General features: G+C 70.8%; 10 protein-coding genes. 2 read left to right on the forward strand and 8 right to left on the reverse strand.

Translation table 11 applies throughout. The features are described 5' to 3' along the window. Positions 1 to 279: 279 nt before the first annotated feature. From AB0F91_RS28975 to AB0F91_RS28990, 4 genes are all read right to left on the reverse strand, one after another. Positions 280 to 471, reverse strand: coding sequence for a hypothetical protein (locus AB0F91_RS28975; protein ID WP_360602435.1), 192 nt, complete (start codon positions 469 to 471; stop codon positions 280 to 282). 42 nt (positions 472 to 513) lie between these two features. Continuing rightward, positions 514 to 1,476: an exopolyphosphatase gene (locus AB0F91_RS28980; protein ID WP_360602437.1), complete on the reverse strand. Its 963-nt coding sequence runs from the start codon at positions 1,474 to 1,476 to the stop codon at positions 514 to 516. A 210-nt stretch (positions 1,477 to 1,686) separates the two neighbouring features. Beyond that, on the reverse strand, positions 1,687 to 2,727 hold the full coding sequence (locus AB0F91_RS28985) for an LLM class F420-dependent oxidoreductase (protein ID WP_360602439.1): 1,041 nt from the start codon (positions 2,725 to 2,727) through the stop codon (positions 1,687 to 1,689). Between the two features lie 615 nt (positions 2,728 to 3,342). Continuing rightward, positions 3,343 to 4,506 (reverse strand): ROK family protein, encoded by a 1,164-nt coding sequence (locus AB0F91_RS28990; RefSeq protein WP_360602441.1) that lies wholly within the window; start codon positions 4,504 to 4,506, stop codon positions 3,343 to 3,345. A 141-nt stretch (positions 4,507 to 4,647) separates the two neighbouring features. On the opposite strand from AB0F91_RS28990, the gene AB0F91_RS28995 reads away from it, so the two are divergent. Next, a complete protein-coding gene (locus AB0F91_RS28995) occupies positions 4,648 to 5,958 on the forward strand; it encodes a glycosyl hydrolase family 8 (RefSeq protein ID WP_360602443.1) in 1,311 nt (436 codons plus the stop codon). A gap of 866 nt (positions 5,959 to 6,824) precedes the next feature. Here the strand turns inward: AB0F91_RS28995 and AB0F91_RS29000 are convergent. Continuing rightward, positions 6,825 to 7,418, reverse strand: a complete 594-nt coding sequence (locus AB0F91_RS29000; protein ID WP_360602445.1) for a TetR/AcrR family transcriptional regulator — start codon at positions 7,416 to 7,418, stop codon at positions 6,825 to 6,827. Positions 7,419 to 7,710: 292 nt separating this feature from the next. On the opposite strand from AB0F91_RS29000, the gene AB0F91_RS29005 reads away from it, so the two are divergent. Then, on the forward strand, positions 7,711 to 8,982 hold the full coding sequence (locus AB0F91_RS29005) for an MFS transporter (RefSeq protein ID WP_360602447.1): 1,272 nt from the start codon (positions 7,711 to 7,713) through the stop codon (positions 8,980 to 8,982). Positions 8,983 to 9,106: 124 nt separating this feature from the next. On the opposite strand, the gene AB0F91_RS29010 is transcribed toward AB0F91_RS29005, so the two are convergent. The 3 genes from AB0F91_RS29010 to AB0F91_RS29020 form a co-directional block, all read right to left on the reverse strand. Continuing rightward, entirely contained in the window at positions 9,107 to 10,561 is a 1,455-nt protein-coding gene (locus AB0F91_RS29010; RefSeq protein WP_360602449.1) for a phospholipase D-like domain-containing protein, read from the reverse strand. Between the two features lie 120 nt (positions 10,562 to 10,681). Beyond that, positions 10,682 to 11,887, reverse strand: coding sequence for a fumarylacetoacetase (gene fahA / locus AB0F91_RS29015; protein WP_360602451.1), 1,206 nt, complete (start codon positions 11,885 to 11,887; stop codon positions 10,682 to 10,684). Next, complete coding sequence (locus AB0F91_RS29020; protein ID WP_360602453.1) at positions 11,884 to 15,213, reverse strand: DUF885 domain-containing protein; 3,330 nt, start codon at positions 15,211 to 15,213, stop codon at positions 11,884 to 11,886. The genes fahA and AB0F91_RS29020 overlap by 4 nt, the downstream gene beginning before the upstream one ends. Positions 15,214 to 15,335: the final 122 nt, after the last annotated feature.

The following is a 15,335-nucleotide window of genomic DNA, read 5'->3' on the forward strand; positions in this document are numbered from 1 at the left end:
CGCCGGGCCGCGCGGCCCCGGGCCGGCCGCCGCCCGCCCCCCCGCCCGCGCCGGGGGGGGGGCGGGGTCTTGGTCGCGGGGTCGGCCCCCCCCCGCCCGCCGGCCCCCCCCCCGCGGGCGCCGGTTCGTCGCGGCCCGCGTTCGCGCCCGGGGCGGCCTGACCCACCGGGCCGGGGGGCGGTCGGGGCGCCGGCTTGCCCCGACACTCGAAGATCGGGGTGCCACGCAACCCACTCCACGCGCAACGTTGCGCTCCAGCGCAACGAGCGCGCCTCGCTCTCAGGCGTCCTCAGTACCCGGCGGCGGAGCGTCCTCAGTACCCGGCGGCGACTCCACATCCTTCGTCTCACCCGGCGTCAAATCCGGCCCCGGCGCCGTCGGCACCTCGGAATGCACCCGGCTGGGATCTGGCAGCTTCAAGTCGTCTTCGTCGGCCTCGGAACGGTCGCGCGGGAAGAGCTCACGTGTCATGGGTCCGGGATACCTCCTTCCGGCCTGGTCGCACCAGGGGTGTCACGCGGCCGGACGCGAACCCGTGCTGTCCAGGGTCGTGGCGAGCGCGTCGAGCAGGGTGAGCAGGAGGCCGTCGCGGGTGGACCACGGGCAGATGGCCATGCGGCCGCCCGTCACGGTGAGCAGGGCTTCGGCCACGACTGCGCCGCCGAGAGCCTGCTGGGCGCGCTGGCGCGAGATGCCGGGCAGCTCGGCGCGTTTCGCCGACGGCATCGCGGCCAGGCGCGGGATCCAGACGCGCAGGTCGTCGAGGTGCAGTTCGCGGGCCTTGCCGGGGCGGTCGCCCGCGAGCCGGGCCAGCTGGCGCAGCACCTTCGAGCAGCCGACCACGTGGTGGTCGGCGAGGTGCTCCGTCGCGTCGCCCAGCGCGCCCCACACTTCTTCCAGCACGTGCTCGCGCAGCGCGCGGACCTTATTAGTGCGCACCGGCGGCTCGGCCGGCAGCCAATCGCGGGTGACCGAGCGGGCACCCAGCGGCAGTGAGCGGGCGAAGTCGGCCTGCGAGCCCGCGCCGGCGGACAGCTCCACCGTGCCGCCGCCGATGTCGAGCACCAGCAGTGGGCCCGCGGACGCGCCGTACCAGCGCCGGGCGCCTATATAGGTCAGCTCGGCCTCGCGCCGGCCGGAGAGGAACTGCAGCTCCACGCCGGTGTCGCGGCGGACGCGGCGCACCACCTCGGTGGCGTTGGCCGCGTCGCGGATCGAGGACGTCGCCAGCGGGAACACGTCGCGCACGCCGTGTTCCTTCGCCACGGCCACGCCGGCGGCCACCGCCGCGGAGATGGCAGCGATCCCGCGCGGGCTCAGCCGGCAATCGTCGTCGAGCTCACGGTCGAGGCGCAGCCGCGTCTGGTGGCTCAGGGCCGGCTCAAGCGGCGTACCCCCGGGCTCGAGCACGACGAGGCGGGCGCTGAACGAACCCACGTCCAGAACTCCTGCTGCCGGCCCTGCAATTTCGCGCACAGTCAGGCCTACCTCGCTTTCGCTTCGCCGTCGTGTTCCCCCGGAAGACCGTTCCTACACCTGATGGCACCCGCTGGACGCGGAGTTACGGTTTCCCACCACGGCCACTGGGCCTGAGGTGCGACTTCTTCACACCTTCTTGTTACAGCATGATAAACCGAACGCCTGAGCGATCATGATGCGTCCCGCTCATCGGCGCGTCGGGGCAGGTCAGCCGATGATCTCGGCCAGCTTCGCCACCGCGTCGACCCGAGCCTCACGACCGGGCTGCAGTGGACTGACCACGAGCGTGGTCACCCCCGCTTCCCTGAACGCCGCCACCCGTTCCTTGACATACGACGCGGGGCCCACGAGCGAGATCGCGCGCAGCAATTCCCGTGGCACCGCGGCCGCGGCTTCGTCCTTTTTGCCGTCCAGGTACAGGTCCTGGATCTCCTTCGCCTCGGCCTCGAAGCCGTAACGCTGGGCGAGGGTGTTGTAGAAGTTCTTGCCGCGCGCGCCCATCCCGCCGATGTAGAGCGCGAGGTGCGGCCGGACCCGGTCGAGCAGGTGCTCCACGTCGTCGCCGATCGCGAGTGCCGGGCCCGCGAACACGTCCAGCTCACCCAGCGCCGGGTCGCGCTTGGCCCTGCCCTCCGCCAGCGCCTCGCCCCACACGTCGTTCGCCTTCTCCGGGTGAAAGAAGATCGGCTGCCAGCCCTCGGCCAGCTCCGCGGTCAGCGCGACGTTCTTCGGGCCCAGCGCCGCCAGCAGGATCGGGATCCGCTCGCGCACCGGGTGGTTGATCAGCTTCAGCGGTTTGCCCAGCCCCGTGCCCTGCTCCGGCGGCAGCGGGATGGTGTAGTGCTTGCCCTCGTGGACCACGCGCTCGCGCCGCCACACCTGCCGGCAGATCTCCACGATCTCGCGCGTGCGCGCCAGCGGCGCGTCGTACTTCACGCCGTGGAAGCCCTCGATCACCTGCGGGCCGGACGCGCCCAGCCCCAACGTGAACCGGCCACCGGACACGAAGTCCAGGCCTGCCGCCGTCATCGCCGTGAGACTCGGCGTGCGCGTGTAGATCTGGAAGATCCCCGACGCCAGCTGAACCCGCTCGGTCTTCGCCGCGAGGTACCCCAGCTGGCTCACCGCGTCGAAGCTGTAGGCCTCCGGGACGAAGGCGATGTCAAGCCCCACCTTCTCCAGCTCGACGATGTCCGCCACGCTGTCGGCGAACCCGCCGGAGTAGTTGATGCCCGTCCCGATCCTCATCGTGCTCCTTCGTTCCCGCGGCGGTGCACACCAGCCTGGCTAAGCGTGCGCTAAGTGGAGGCTACCGGGGATACCTCCCCCAGCACCCAGCCTGACCGACAGTACGATCCGGCGACGTAAGTACCGGTCTCCGCAGCGTCGAGCCTGGACGCCCCGCACAAGGACTCTTCGCGGCGGACACGGCGCCCGCGCAGACTCCATCGACGCCGTCGAATTCCCGTACCGATGCGCAACGGCGGATCGTCTGCTCTCCCTCACCCACCGGCGCCGCCGGCATTTCGCCAGATCGCCACCAGCGTTCTGGCGACTGCGGAGCATCTCGGCGCCTCACGCTCGCGGGGAGCCCGCGGCCGCCTGACAGCCCGGCCGATCGCGAGCGGTCGTACCAGAGCTCTGGACCAACACCGTGTACCGGGGGTCGGTCGGCAGACAGGTGAGCGGGTCAGGCCTGCGTCGGCGCGCCCGCGCAGTCGCTGACGCGGCCCATCGAAGGCCGGGCGATCACAGCCGTGCGGCCGGTACGAATGGGCGCGTGTCCGGACGGCACGCGAGGCGGGGGCGTGGTGAAACGCAATCGTCGCCGTGGAGTCGAGCGACAGGCGTTGGCGACGGCTCTCAGCCGAGGTCGGCGAACTGGTTCGCCGTGATCACCGCGCCGAGCGCTTCGGCGCCGGTACCGAGTGCACCCGGGAGCACCTCTGGCGTCCGATTGGTGACCGGCGAAACGTTGCGCGCCAGCGTCTCCCTGATGCCGGTGAGCAGGGGCTCGCCGGTCTGCGCGAGGGTGCCGCCGACGATGACCAGTTTCGGGTTGAGCACGGTGCAGACGGGGGCCAGCGCGGTGCCGACGGCCCGACCCGCGTCGCCGAGCAGCCTCCGGACGCCGGGATCTCCCTGGCGTGCCAAGGAGATCAGATCGGCGAAGCTGCAGGTGGGGCCGTGGCTGTGGGCGAGTGTGGCGGCGAGCGCGCGAGCCCCGACGACGGTTTCCAGGCAACCCCGGCTGCCGCATCGGCAGATGTGCCCGTCCGGTACCACCGGGACGTGCCCGAGCTCGCCCGCGGCACCGGCGTCACCCCCGTAGAGCCGGCCCTGCAGGACGAGGCCGGCGCCGACGCCCTCGGACAGCATCACGTAGACGAAGTTATCCACGGACGCCGCCGCGCCGAGGCGCCATTCGGCGAGCGCGCCGAGGTCGGCGTCGTTGCCGACGTGCACGGGCAGGCCCATGCGTTTCCCGAGCCGGGCCACGATGTCGACCTCCCCCCAATCGCTCAGCATCGGCGGTGAGCTGAGGGTCTGCGAATGCAGCAACACCGGAGCCGAGACCGCAACCCCGACGCCCAGCAGCTCCCGGTGCGGGATTTCGAGGTCCGCGACGAGGTCGAGCGCCGTGGAAGCCACATATTCGAGGGTGTCCGCCGGCTGGTGCTCGACGTCGATGTCGTGGGTGTGTTCGGCGCGCACGGTGCCATCCACACCGGCGAGCAGGATCCGCACCCCCGCGTGGGCCAGGTGGATGCCGATCAGCGCGCCCAGCGCCGGGTTGACGGCGAGCGCCGCGGCCGGGCGCCCGCCTGCCACGCCCGCGGCGGGGACTCGCTGGGCCAGCTCGACCAGGACACCGTCCGCGATCAGGTCGGCGACGAGGCCGGAGACCGTGGCCGCCGAGAGGCCGGTCATGCGCGCGATCTCGAGACGGGTCGTCGGACGCCCGAATCGTGCCGCGGCGAGCACTGCGCGCCGATTGCGCATTTGTCGCGATTCCACTCCGGTCACGTTAGCAAGGTTAGCCCCATAATTGAAATAACCTCCCCCATTTCTGGCTGGGGTTGGCCATTGACTCGCTCTATCTCGGCCTCTTAAGTTGACGACGGCCCCGGCGGCCACCGTGCCCGCCCTGACACGAGGAGGTGTCGTGTGCGCAAGACGATGAAACTCAGCGCGCTGATTCTCGCGACCGCTGCTTTGTTGTCCTCCGTATCCGCGACCGCATTCGCCGCACCATTCCCCGCCCACAATCCGCCCGGAAATCTGCATGCCGGGCCGTATCCCGACGCGTTCGCCCGCGCCGGCTACTCGAAGAGACAGGTCGAGGCCAAGGTGAACGCCACCTGGCAACAGCTCTTCCACGGCAGCCCCGGCACCGACGCGAACCGCTACGACGGCCAGACGCTGTACTACCAGCTCGCGCCGGACTTGGCCTACGTCGAGGACATCGGCAACCAGGACGTGCGCACCGAAGGCATGGGTTACGCCATGATGATCGCGGTGCAGCTGGGCCACAAGCAGGAGTTCGACGCGCTGTGGAACTTCGCGAAGACGAAGATGCAGATCCAGAGCGGGCCAGAGCAGTACTACTTCGCCTGGCACACCGACACCACCGGAAAGATCATCGACACCGGCGTGGCACCCGACGGGGACCAGTGGATCGCCGCGGCGCTCGACTTCGCGTCCGGCCGGTGGGGCGACGGGCGTGGGACGTACGACTACGGGCAGCAGGCGGAGCAGATCCTGCACGCGATGTGGCACGAGTCCGACCACGGCGGTGTCGACATGTTCGACCGCCAGTCCTCCCTGCCGACGTTCTCGCCACCGTTCGCGGTCGACTACACCGACCCGTCCTACAGCCTCACCGGCTTCTACAAGGTGTTCGCCGCAGCCGACCCGTCGGATCGCCAGCTGTGGGACAACGCCTACACCGAGGGCGAAAAGCTGCTGCAGAAGGCGGCGAACCCGGCGACCGGCCTGGCGCCGGACTACGCCCACTTCGACGGCACGCCTTACCTGCGGCCGACCGAGACGGTCACCGACAACGCCTATGACCACAACTTCCAGGAAGACGCGTGGCGCGCCATCGCCAACGCCAACGTCGACGCCTCCTGGTACGGCGTCAAGCCGTGGGAGACGCAGTACTCCAACACGCTGGAGCACTTCTTCCAAGGCCAGGGTGTCAGCACGTATGTCAGCCGCTACCACCTCGACGGCACACCATTGACTTCCGGCCAGAACACCTACGAACCCGCGCACGCCGAGGGGCTCGTGGCGATGAACTCGACTTCCGCGATCTCGGCCACCAATCCGGACAAGAACGCCTTTGTCCGGGATTTCTGGAACACGCCGATTCCGACCGGGCGGGCCCGTTATTACGACGGAATGCTCTATCTGCTCGGACTGCTCTACGACAGCGGCCAGTTCAGGATCTGGGCACCGCACGGCAACCGCCGCTGAGCGGCAGACCGGGCGACAAAGAGGAAATCAGGGCGGGAGAACCGGAAGCCTCTCCCGCCCTGGTTCCCTTTCGCCGAATCAGGGTCGTATCACTGCCGAGCCGCTCATTTCCCGTTTCGGAAGGTGGCGGACTCGCTCGGGCAGCCGGATGCCCCCGCCGCCGTCGAGTGCCCGCCGGGCGGGGCGCGCCGGCCGCCGAACGTGCCGACGTCCACGCTTCCAGGTCAGGTGCCCTTGTCCTCCGCTGAGGGGCGGTGCGGGGGCGTTGCCGAGTGTTCCCGTCGCCAGAAGATCGCGGCGTGATCCCTGATCCCGGACGCGAGCATGGTGAGCTTGCGGCCGCTCCGGACCGCGCCGGTGAGGGTGTCGGTGGGGCCGTCGACCCACACCCGCGTCCCGACCGGGAGATTCGCGAGCCGGGGCCGAGATCCCGGGAGGCCATGCCGGCGGTTCCCGGACCGGAACCACTTTCACGTCCGTTTCGGCGAGGACCGAGGCGCTCGCGCCTGTCGTAGCGGCACTGGCCGGTGAGCCGCATCCCTCAGGCCCTGACTGTTCACAGGCGTGCCCCAACAACACGCGTGTCGCAGTGGCCAACCTTGATCGCCGCCTCTTCCGGCCGCCGATCAATGCGCACGGTTGGTGCCCGGTGGGGTGCTTTGCCTCCTGGCCGAAGGCTGAGCCTTCGGACGACAGGGCACGGCTGAATCAGCGCCCCGCAGAGCCACCTCGTGCAGCTCCGGGCCTCGATCGCCAGGAACCTCCCCTGTCTGCCATCCCCGAATCACGGGTGTATCAGCAGTTGTCTCACTGAGCGTGCGCTTGGCCCAGCCGCGCCCGCTCCGTCCGGCCACCACCCGCCCGGGTCACCGCTCCGCGGGCCGGCAGCCGACGATCCGCAGGGCGAAGGTGCCGTAGAGCGCGGCCACTTCGGCCGCGGTGTAGTGGCCGTCCGGGTGGAACCAGGCCTTCGCGTTGTTGCCCATCTCCAGGATCGCGAACGAGGCGACCCGCGGTTCGGGCACGTCGAACCGGCCTTGCGCGCAGCCGCGGTCGACGATGCCGAGGATCTGCGCGCCGTAGGCGTCACGTTTGTCGATGATGGCCTGGCGCCACGGTGTCTCCAGGTTGCGGATCTCGCTGTTGCAGACGGTGACCTCGGCGGGGTTCTCGAGGAAGTCCAGCACCGTCACCTCGGTGGCGCGCCGCAGCTGGTCGGCCAGGTCGGTCACGCCGTCGAGGGCCGCGGCGAGCGCGGTCAGGGCGCGGTCCATCGCCACGTCCATGATCCGGTAGAGGAGATCCTGCTTGGACGTGACGTGGTTGTAGAGGTTCGGCGCGGAGACCGCCAAGACCTGCGCGATGTCCTTCATCGAGGTGCCGCGGTAGCCCCGGCTCGCGAACAGATCGCGAGCGGCTTCGTGCACGGCCTGCGGCGAGACGGCCGTTGACTTGGTCACAGCTCCAGACTATCGTCCCTTTCCACCCATTAATGAACGTTAATTAACCATCGATCGGCCGACTCCGGCCGATCGATCTCGCGAACGGCCGACTCCAGCCACAGCCACGCGGCCGCCCTCGCTCCTGGATGCCAATGCAGTCATCGGGTTCGGACGGCGCTTCCCGCCGTCCCCAAACGACGAGGAGAGGTACATGGCGAGTGAGCTGACGCCGGACCGGTCACGGAGCACATCGAGATCCGCGACCGCGGAGGGTGCTCCCGGGGGCCCGTCGCCCCAAGCTCGTCCACCGATGCGGCGGGTCGCCCTGTCGGTGCTGATCGGCACGACCATCGAGTGGTATGACTTCCAGCTCTACGGAATCGCCGCTGCCCTGGTCATCGCACCGCTGTACTTCCCCTCCGCGGACCCGCTCGCGGGCTCGTTGCTCGCGTTCTCCACCTTCGCGATCGGATTCGGGGCGCGGCCGATCGGCGGGATCATCCTCGGCCACTTCGGTGACCGCATCGGCCGCAAGAAGATGCTGGTCCTGTCGCTGACCATGATGGGATTCGCGACATTCCTCATGGGCGTGTTGCCGACGTACGCGCAAGTGGGTGTGTGGGCGCCGATCCTCATGGTGCTGTTGCGCCTGGTGCAGGGCTTCGGAGTCGGTGGCGAATGGGGCGGCGCCGTGCTCACGGCTGTGGAATACGCCTCGCCCCGCAAGCGCGGCCTCTACGGCAGCCTCCCTCAGATCGGCGTCCCAGCCGGCCTGGTGCTGTCGACTCTGGTGTTCCTGCTGGTTTCGCAACTGCCCGAGCAGCAGTTCATGGCGTGGGGCTGGCGGATTCCGTTCCTCATCAGCATCGTGCTGGTGGCCGTGGGGCTCGTGGTGCGGCTGCAGCTGCGCGAGACGCCGGTGTTCGAGAAGGTCCGTGAACGCAAGGAGGCGCAGCGTGCGCCGCTGATCACCGCGGTCCGCGCGTACCCCACCCAGATCCTGCTCGCCATCGGATCGATGATCAGCACCGGTGCCTACTACTACATCGTCAACACCTACGCCCTGAGCTACGCCGCCTCGGCGAAAACGATCGACCGGGGTTCCTTGCTCACCGCCATCATGGTCTCCGGCGTGGTCGCGTGCGCGGCCCTGCCGTACTTCGGCTCGATGAGCGAACGGTTCGGCAGGCGCCGCATGATCCTGATCGGCCTCGCCGCGATGGCGGTGTGGATCTACCCGACGATCCTCGCGGTGGCGAGCGGCAACTTCGCCGCCGTGCTGGGGGCTTACCTCGTGGGCGCGATCTTCTTCAGCGTCAGCTACGGGCCGCAGGCCACCTTCATCGTGGAGATGTTCGACGCCCGGGTCCGGTTCAGCGCCGCGTCGACCAGTTTCCAGCTCGGCGTCCTGCTGGGCGGCGCGCTCGCGCCGATCATCGCGGCTTCGCTGGTGCGGGCCACCGGCTCCGTCGTCTCGGTGGCCGTCTACGTCTGCCTGGTGTCGTTGCTGTCGCTCGGCTGCGTGCTGGGCGTCAGCCGGGCAGCGCTGGCCCGGGGGAGCGCCGACCTCGACTCCGTGTGATCACTTCCATCCCCGATCACTCGGAGTCTCGGCTGCGCGGATCCGCCGGCGACCACCACGAGGGGCCGTACCCGCGGGGGCACGGCCCCTCGTGGTGTTCGCCGGCGGACACCATGGAGCTTGCTCAGCCGTCCACGAGCAGGCCCCGCAACGGGCCCTGCAGCCGGCCTGCGCGGCGCGAGACACCGGGGAGCAGCACGAGCCGGTGGGTGCGGCGCTCGCCTCGGCGTTCCCGGTCGGCTTGGTCCTCCGCCAGCGGTCGCCACAGACGGTCGATCACGTCTGCCGGATCGGTGTCCAGTTCCGCGGCGGGGCGGCCCAGGTGCTCGGACCACAGGCGCAACCGGGTGGCGCGGACCAGAGCGCGGTCGTCGGTCGTGATGTTGACTTCCGTGTCGTTGAAGAGCGAGTGCTCGTTGAGGTTCGCGGATCCCACGGTCAGCCACTCGTCGTCCACGATGCCGAGTTTCGCGTGGACGTACACCGGGGCCGCGGAATCGCCGTCGTGCGCGCTGATCGTCGTCGCGACGAGGCGATGGTTGCCGTCATCCGCGTCGATGAGCCTGCCCAGCTGGCCGCGGGTGGTATCGGCGCCGTTGCTGGGCTTGCGCGGCAGCAACAGCACCACGCGGAAGCGCTCGTCCGGTGGGTCGCGCAGCTTGGCGAGGAGCACTTCGATGATTTCCGGCGACCACAGGAACTGGTTTTCCAGGTAGACCAGCCGCCGCGCCGACCGCAGCGCGCGAAGGTAGCCGTCGAGGATCGTGAACTCGCCCCGCGGCGCGAACGCGTAGGTGTGGTCGGGCACGGTCCGCAGCAGTTGCACGTCGCTGTCGCCCGCCGGCCCCGGCACGTCGGGCCGCGGCAGGTCTTCGCCCGACACTTCGGTCCACCGCTGCCGGAAGTGCTCCGCGACATCCGCGACGACCGGACCTTCGAGCCGCGCCACCAGATCGTGCCAGCCGATCGGCCGCGGCGGGTGGTCCGGGCTGTCGTGCCGGTCGCCCTCCAGCGCGGTGAAATCCACACCGCCGGCGAACGCCACCTCGTCGTCGACCACCACCAGTTTCTCGTGGTGGCAATGCATGGTCCGCTCACGGGAATCCAGCACGCAGCGCACGCCCGTACCCTCGGAGAACTTCCGCTGTTCCTTCCGCGCCAATCCCCGCGTCGGCTGGAACGCCGGGAGCGGCGGTCCCGCCCACAACAGCACGCGCACGTCGACGCCGCGTCCGGCGGTCTCGGCGAGCAGCTCTCGCAGCGTGGGCGCGCCGGGTTCGCGCGTGAGCCGGAAGTCCGCACTCGCGTGCCAGCCGGCGATGTGCACGTGGGACCGGGCCCGCCGGATCGCGTTCTCGATCACCGGCAAGGACTCCTCGCCGTCGATCAGCACTTCGACCCTGTTGTGCCGGCGGATCGGCGCCCGCCCCCCGAACCGGTCTTCCGTACCGGCCGGTTCGAGCACGGCGCCCCAGCCGAGCCCGCGCAGCCGCCGCCGGTGGTGGGCGCACAGGACGCGCTCGAGCCCGTCGCCCAGCCGCTCGTCCGCCTTGTCCAGGAAGGAGCGAAGTGTCTTCATCCGTCCAATGTCACTACACATCGGCCTGCCCCGCCGTGCGGAAGGCGCAGCCGACGGCGCCGCAGTGCTCCGGGGCCACCGCAGCCGTGACCACCATCGAGCCGAGCCCGGCGCGGTGGGCTAACGGGGCACGACCCGCCCCGCCACCTCCCCGAAGCCGATCCGGCTGCCGGCCGGCCCGGGCGCGGTGGCGCTGATCGATACCTCGTCGCCGTCTTCCAGGAACGTCCGCGTCTCGCCGTCGCCCAGCGCGAACGGTTCACGCCCGCCCCAGCTCAGCTCCAGCAGGGACCCGCGCTGGACCTTGGCCGGGCCGGTGACGGTGCCCGAGGCGTACAGGTCGCCGGTCCGCAAGCTCGCGCCGTTCACGGTGAGGTGCGCGAGCTGCTGCGGCGCCGTCCAGTACTGCGTGGCGAACGGCGGGCTCGAAACCAGGTGCCCGTTGATCCGGATCTCCAGTGCGAGGTCCAGACCCCACGGCTCGGTGACCCGCAGGTACTCCAGTGGCTGCGGGTCCTGCGCCGGCTGCGGCACGCGCGCGTGCTCCAGCGCGGCCAGCGGCACGATCCACGGCGCCACCGACGTGGCGAACGACTTCCCGAGGAACGGCCCCAGCGGCTGCGACTCCCAGCCCTGGATGTCGCGCGCGGACCAGTCGTTGACCAGGCACACGCCGAACACGTGCTTCGTGAAGTCCTCGACCGGCACCGGCGTGCCCAGCGTCGACGGCGTGCCCACCACGAAGCCGACCTCGGCCTCGATGTCGAGCAGCTGCGACGGCCCGAACGCCGGCTGCGCGGCCGCGCGCGGCTTGCGCTGCCCCGACGGCCGCACGACCGGCGTCCCCGACACCACGACCGTGCCGGCGCGCCCGTGGTAGCCGATCGGGAGGTGCTTCCAGTTCGGCATCAGCTCGTCGTCGGCCCCGCGGAAGATCCGCCCGGCGTTGATCGCGTGCTGCTCGCTCGAGTAGAAGTCGACGTAGTCCGCGACTTCGAACGGCAGGTGGTTCGTGATCTCCGCGCGCGGCACGAGGTGCTGGCGCACCTGGTCGGCGTAGCGCTCGGCGGTGAGCCACTCGCGCACCTGCTCGCGCACGTCGTGCCACGTCGCGGGCCCGGCCGCGAGCAGCGGGTTGAGCACGCCGCTCGCCAGCAGCTGCGCGAACGGCGCCGCCGCCTCCTCGGCCGCCGCCGACAGGTCGAGCACGTGCTCGCCCACCAGCACGCCGACGCGGCGTTCGGGCTCGCCGCCGCGGGAAAACACGCCGTAGGGCAGGTTGTCGAGCCCGAAGTCCGTGTCCCCGGGCAGGTCGAGCCAGGTCACCGCGCGCCCTCCGCCTGCCGGGCGGCGATCCACTCGGCTACGAGCGTGTCCAGTGTGGACAGTGGCAGGTTTCCGTTGCCCAGCACCACGTCGTGGAACTCGCGGATGTCGAAGTCCGCGCCCAGCGCCTCCTCGGCCGCGGCGCGCACGCGCTCGATCTCCAGGCGCCCCACCATGTAGCCGAGCGCCTGACCCGGGTTCGCGACGTACCGGTCGATCTCCGCCTCGATCTCGATGCGCGCCATCGGCGTGTTGGCCACGACGTAGTCCACCGCCTGCTGCCGGGTCCAGCCCAGCGCGTGCAGCCCCGTGTCGACCACCAGCCGGGCGGCGCGCATCGAGTCCTGCGTGAGCATGCCCAGGCGCGTGACATCGTCGGTGTAGAGGCCCATCTCCTCGGCCAGCCGCTCGGAGTAGAGGCCCCAGCCTTCGATGTAGGCGTTGAACGGCACCAGCCGACGCAGCAACGGCAGGTCCGTGAGTTCTTGGGCGAACGAGAGCTGGAAGTGATGCCCCGGCACGGCTTCGTGGAACGCGATGCCCTCGCTCGTGAACCGCGGTCGTGAGCTCGCCTCGTGGGTGTTGGCGTAGTACGTGCCGGGCCGTGAACCGTCGAGCGACGCGGGCAGGTAGTAGGCGATGGTGCCGCTGGCCGCGTCGGCCTCGGGGACCGGCGCCACCACGCACTTCGCGGCGGGCACGCGAGAGAACCACTGCGGCGCAACGGCTTCCGCCCGCGTGATGGCAGCGCGGGCGGAAGCCAGCAGCTCCTCGCCGTCGCGCCAGCGCAGCTCGGGGTCGCTGCGCAGGTGCTCGAAGATCTCGGCGAGGTCCTCGGTACCGAACACGCGCCCGCCGAGCTCGCGGTACTCCCCCGCCAGCTTCTCGGCGATCCGCAGGCCCGTGTCGTGCAGGTCCTGCGCCGTGCGGTCGGTGGTGGTCTCGGCGCGGATCAGGCCCTGGTACTTCTCCTGCCCGCCCGGCAGGTGCCCGATGCCTGGCTCCGACTCGGGCTTGGCGACCGGCGCCACCTCGTCGGCCAGGAACGCGCGGTAGCGCGCGAACGCCGGGCGCACGACCTCGGCCAGCAACCGGTCGCGCTCCTCGGCGAACCCGGCGACCTCGACTGCCGGCGTGACCCGCAGCGGGTCGGTGTCCTCGGCCGCGAGGTAGCGCTCGACGTACCCGATGCCCGCCCGCACCAGGAAGTCCGGCGGCGCGAAGCCGTCGGCCACGGTGGCGCGCTGGGCTTCGATCACGGCGTCGAGGTAGGCGCCGACACCCGCGAGGCGGCGGAGGTAGCCCTGGGCCTTCTCCTCGTCGTCGGGCACCAGCGCGGAGAGGTTGGTGATCAGGTACAGCGCGGGCGAGCTGAACCCGTCACTCACGGCGAACCCGGACAACCGCGAATCCAGCGTGTCGACGACGCCGCGGGCGCGAGCGATCACCACGTCGCGCGTCACGGCGTCCGTGCCCGAAAGGCCGGCCCGGTCGATGGCCTCCGCGCGGTCGGCGAGGTCGGCGAAGCGGGCGCGGAAGCTCGCGGTCGCGGCGAGGCTCGGGTCGGGCAGCGCCCCGTGGTCGCCGGGCAGGCCGTACATCGTGCGTTCGAGCGGCGCGCGTTCGAAGTCGAGCTCCAACAGGTCTTCGGCGAGGCCCGCGACGGTGTCCCCGTGGCCGGCGACCCATTGCGCGACCACGGTGTCGAGCACCGACAGCGGCAGCGCACCGCCGGAGAGCACCACGTCGTGGAACGCGCGGACGTCGAACTCACTGCCCAGGCGGGTCTCGGCGGCGGCGCGGATCCGCTGGATCTCCAGGCGCCCCACCAGGTACGCGAGCGCCTGGCCCGGGTAACCGATGTAGCGGTCGATCTCCGCCTCGATCTCCAGCTTGCCCATCGGTGTGTTCTCGACGAGGTAGTCAATGGCCTGCTGCCGGCTCCAGCCCAGCGCGTGCAGCCCTGTATCGACCACGAGCCGGCCGGCGCGCATCGACTCCAGCGTGAGCATGCCGAGCAGCGAGACGTCGTCGGAGTACAGCCCCATCTCGTCGGCGAGGCGTTCGGTGTAGAGGCCCCAGCCCTCGACGTAGGCGTTGAAGTCGCCCAGGCGGCGCAGCAGCGGCAGCTCGGTGAGCCCGAGCGCGGTGCTGAGCTGGAAGTGGTGGCCCGGGATCGCCTCGTGGAACGCCGTGGCCTCGGCGGTGTGCCGGAACCGTTCGGTGGCCTCGTAGGTGTTGGCGAAGTAGGTGCCCGGGCGCGAACCGTCGGCGGCCGGCGGCATGAAGTACGCGGGCGGCGCGCCGGGCGCGGAATCCTCCGGCACGGCCTCGACGGTCCACGGCTGCTCGGGGATGGTGCCGAACCACTTCGGCGACTCGGCCGCCGCGCGCGTGATGGCCGAGCGCGCGGTGTCGAGCAGCTCCTCGGCACTCGTCCAGCGCAGTTTCGGGTCGGTGCGCAGCCGCTCGAAGATCTCCTGCAGGTCGCGCGTGCCGAACACGCGCTCGCCCAGCGCCTGGTACTGCTCGACCTGGCCCGCGATCACCTCGAGGCCCGTGTCGTGCAGTTCCTGGGGCGAACGGTCGGTGGTGGTGTGCATGCGCGCGAGGCGCGCGTAGATCTCGTCCCCGCCGGGCAGCCACGACACGCCCGCGCGGTCGTCGGGCCGGCCGTGGGCGAGCACCTCGGACTCGAGGAAGTCGCGGTACTCCTTGAACGCCGGGCGCACGACGTCGCGCAGCAGCTCCTCGCGCCGGCTCGCGAACGCGTCGTCGGGCGCCGGCTGGCGCAGCAGCGGGTCGCCCGCCGGCTCGGCGAGGTAGCGGTCGACGTGGGCGATCGCACCCTTCACCAGCCGCTCGACGGGCACCAGGCCGGCCTCGATGCCCTCGCGGTGCCGCACCGCGACCGCGCGCAGGAAGGCCGGGATCCCGGCCAGCCGGTCGAGGTGCACCGAGGCCTTGTCCCCCGGCAGCACCGGCACCATCGGCAGCGCCGACAGCAGGCCCGCCGCGGGCCCGACGAACAGGTCGGTCACGGTGAACTCGCCGAAGCGGCTGTCGATGAAATCGAGCTTGCCCTCGATCGAGTTGATCACCACCTCGCGCGTGACGCGGTCCGTCGCGTCGAGCTCACCGGCCTCGATCGCCCGCGCGCGCGCCAGCAGACCGGCGAGCCGCTCGCGGTAGGCGGCTTCAGCGGCAGCGCTGGGGTCGCCGAGCCCCGGCGCGTCGGGCTTGATGCCCAGGATCGCGGCGGAGAGCGGTTCGAAGCCGAACATCTCGTCGACGAGCTCGTCGGCGAGATCGGTGACGACGGTCATGGGTGCGGACTCCCGGGGCTCGGTGGTGCCGTGCGAGTCCGACCTTAATGGAGACCCGGGCTCCACGGTGGCGTTCCGGCACGAGCGTCCCGTTCACCCATTCTGAACGGTGGATCGGTACC

This window comes from Amycolatopsis sp. NPDC023774, from assembly GCF_040639695.1.
Classification (GTDB): domain Bacteria; phylum Actinomycetota; class Actinomycetes; order Mycobacteriales; family Pseudonocardiaceae; genus Amycolatopsis.

What these genes read in the sequence shown, in the direction of transcription:
- AB0F91_RS29010 (WP_360602449.1), bottom strand. Translation starts at nt 10,561, where the DNA reads ATGAAGACACTTCGCTCCTTCCTGGACAAGGCGGACGAGCGGCTGGGC.
- AB0F91_RS28985 (WP_360602439.1), bottom strand. Translation starts at nt 2,727, where the DNA reads ATGAGGATCGGGACGGGCATCAACTACTCCGGCGGGTTCGCCGACAGC.
- AB0F91_RS28975 (WP_360602435.1), bottom strand. Translation starts at nt 471, where the DNA reads ATGACACGTGAGCTCTTCCCGCGCGACCGTTCCGAGGCCGACGAAGAC.
- AB0F91_RS29020 (WP_360602453.1), bottom strand. Translation starts at nt 15,213, where the DNA reads ATGACCGTCGTCACCGATCTCGCCGACGAGCTCGTCGACGAGATGTTC.
- AB0F91_RS29005 (WP_360602447.1), top strand. Translation starts at nt 7,711, where the DNA reads ATGCGGCGGGTCGCCCTGTCGGTGCTGATCGGCACGACCATCGAGTGG.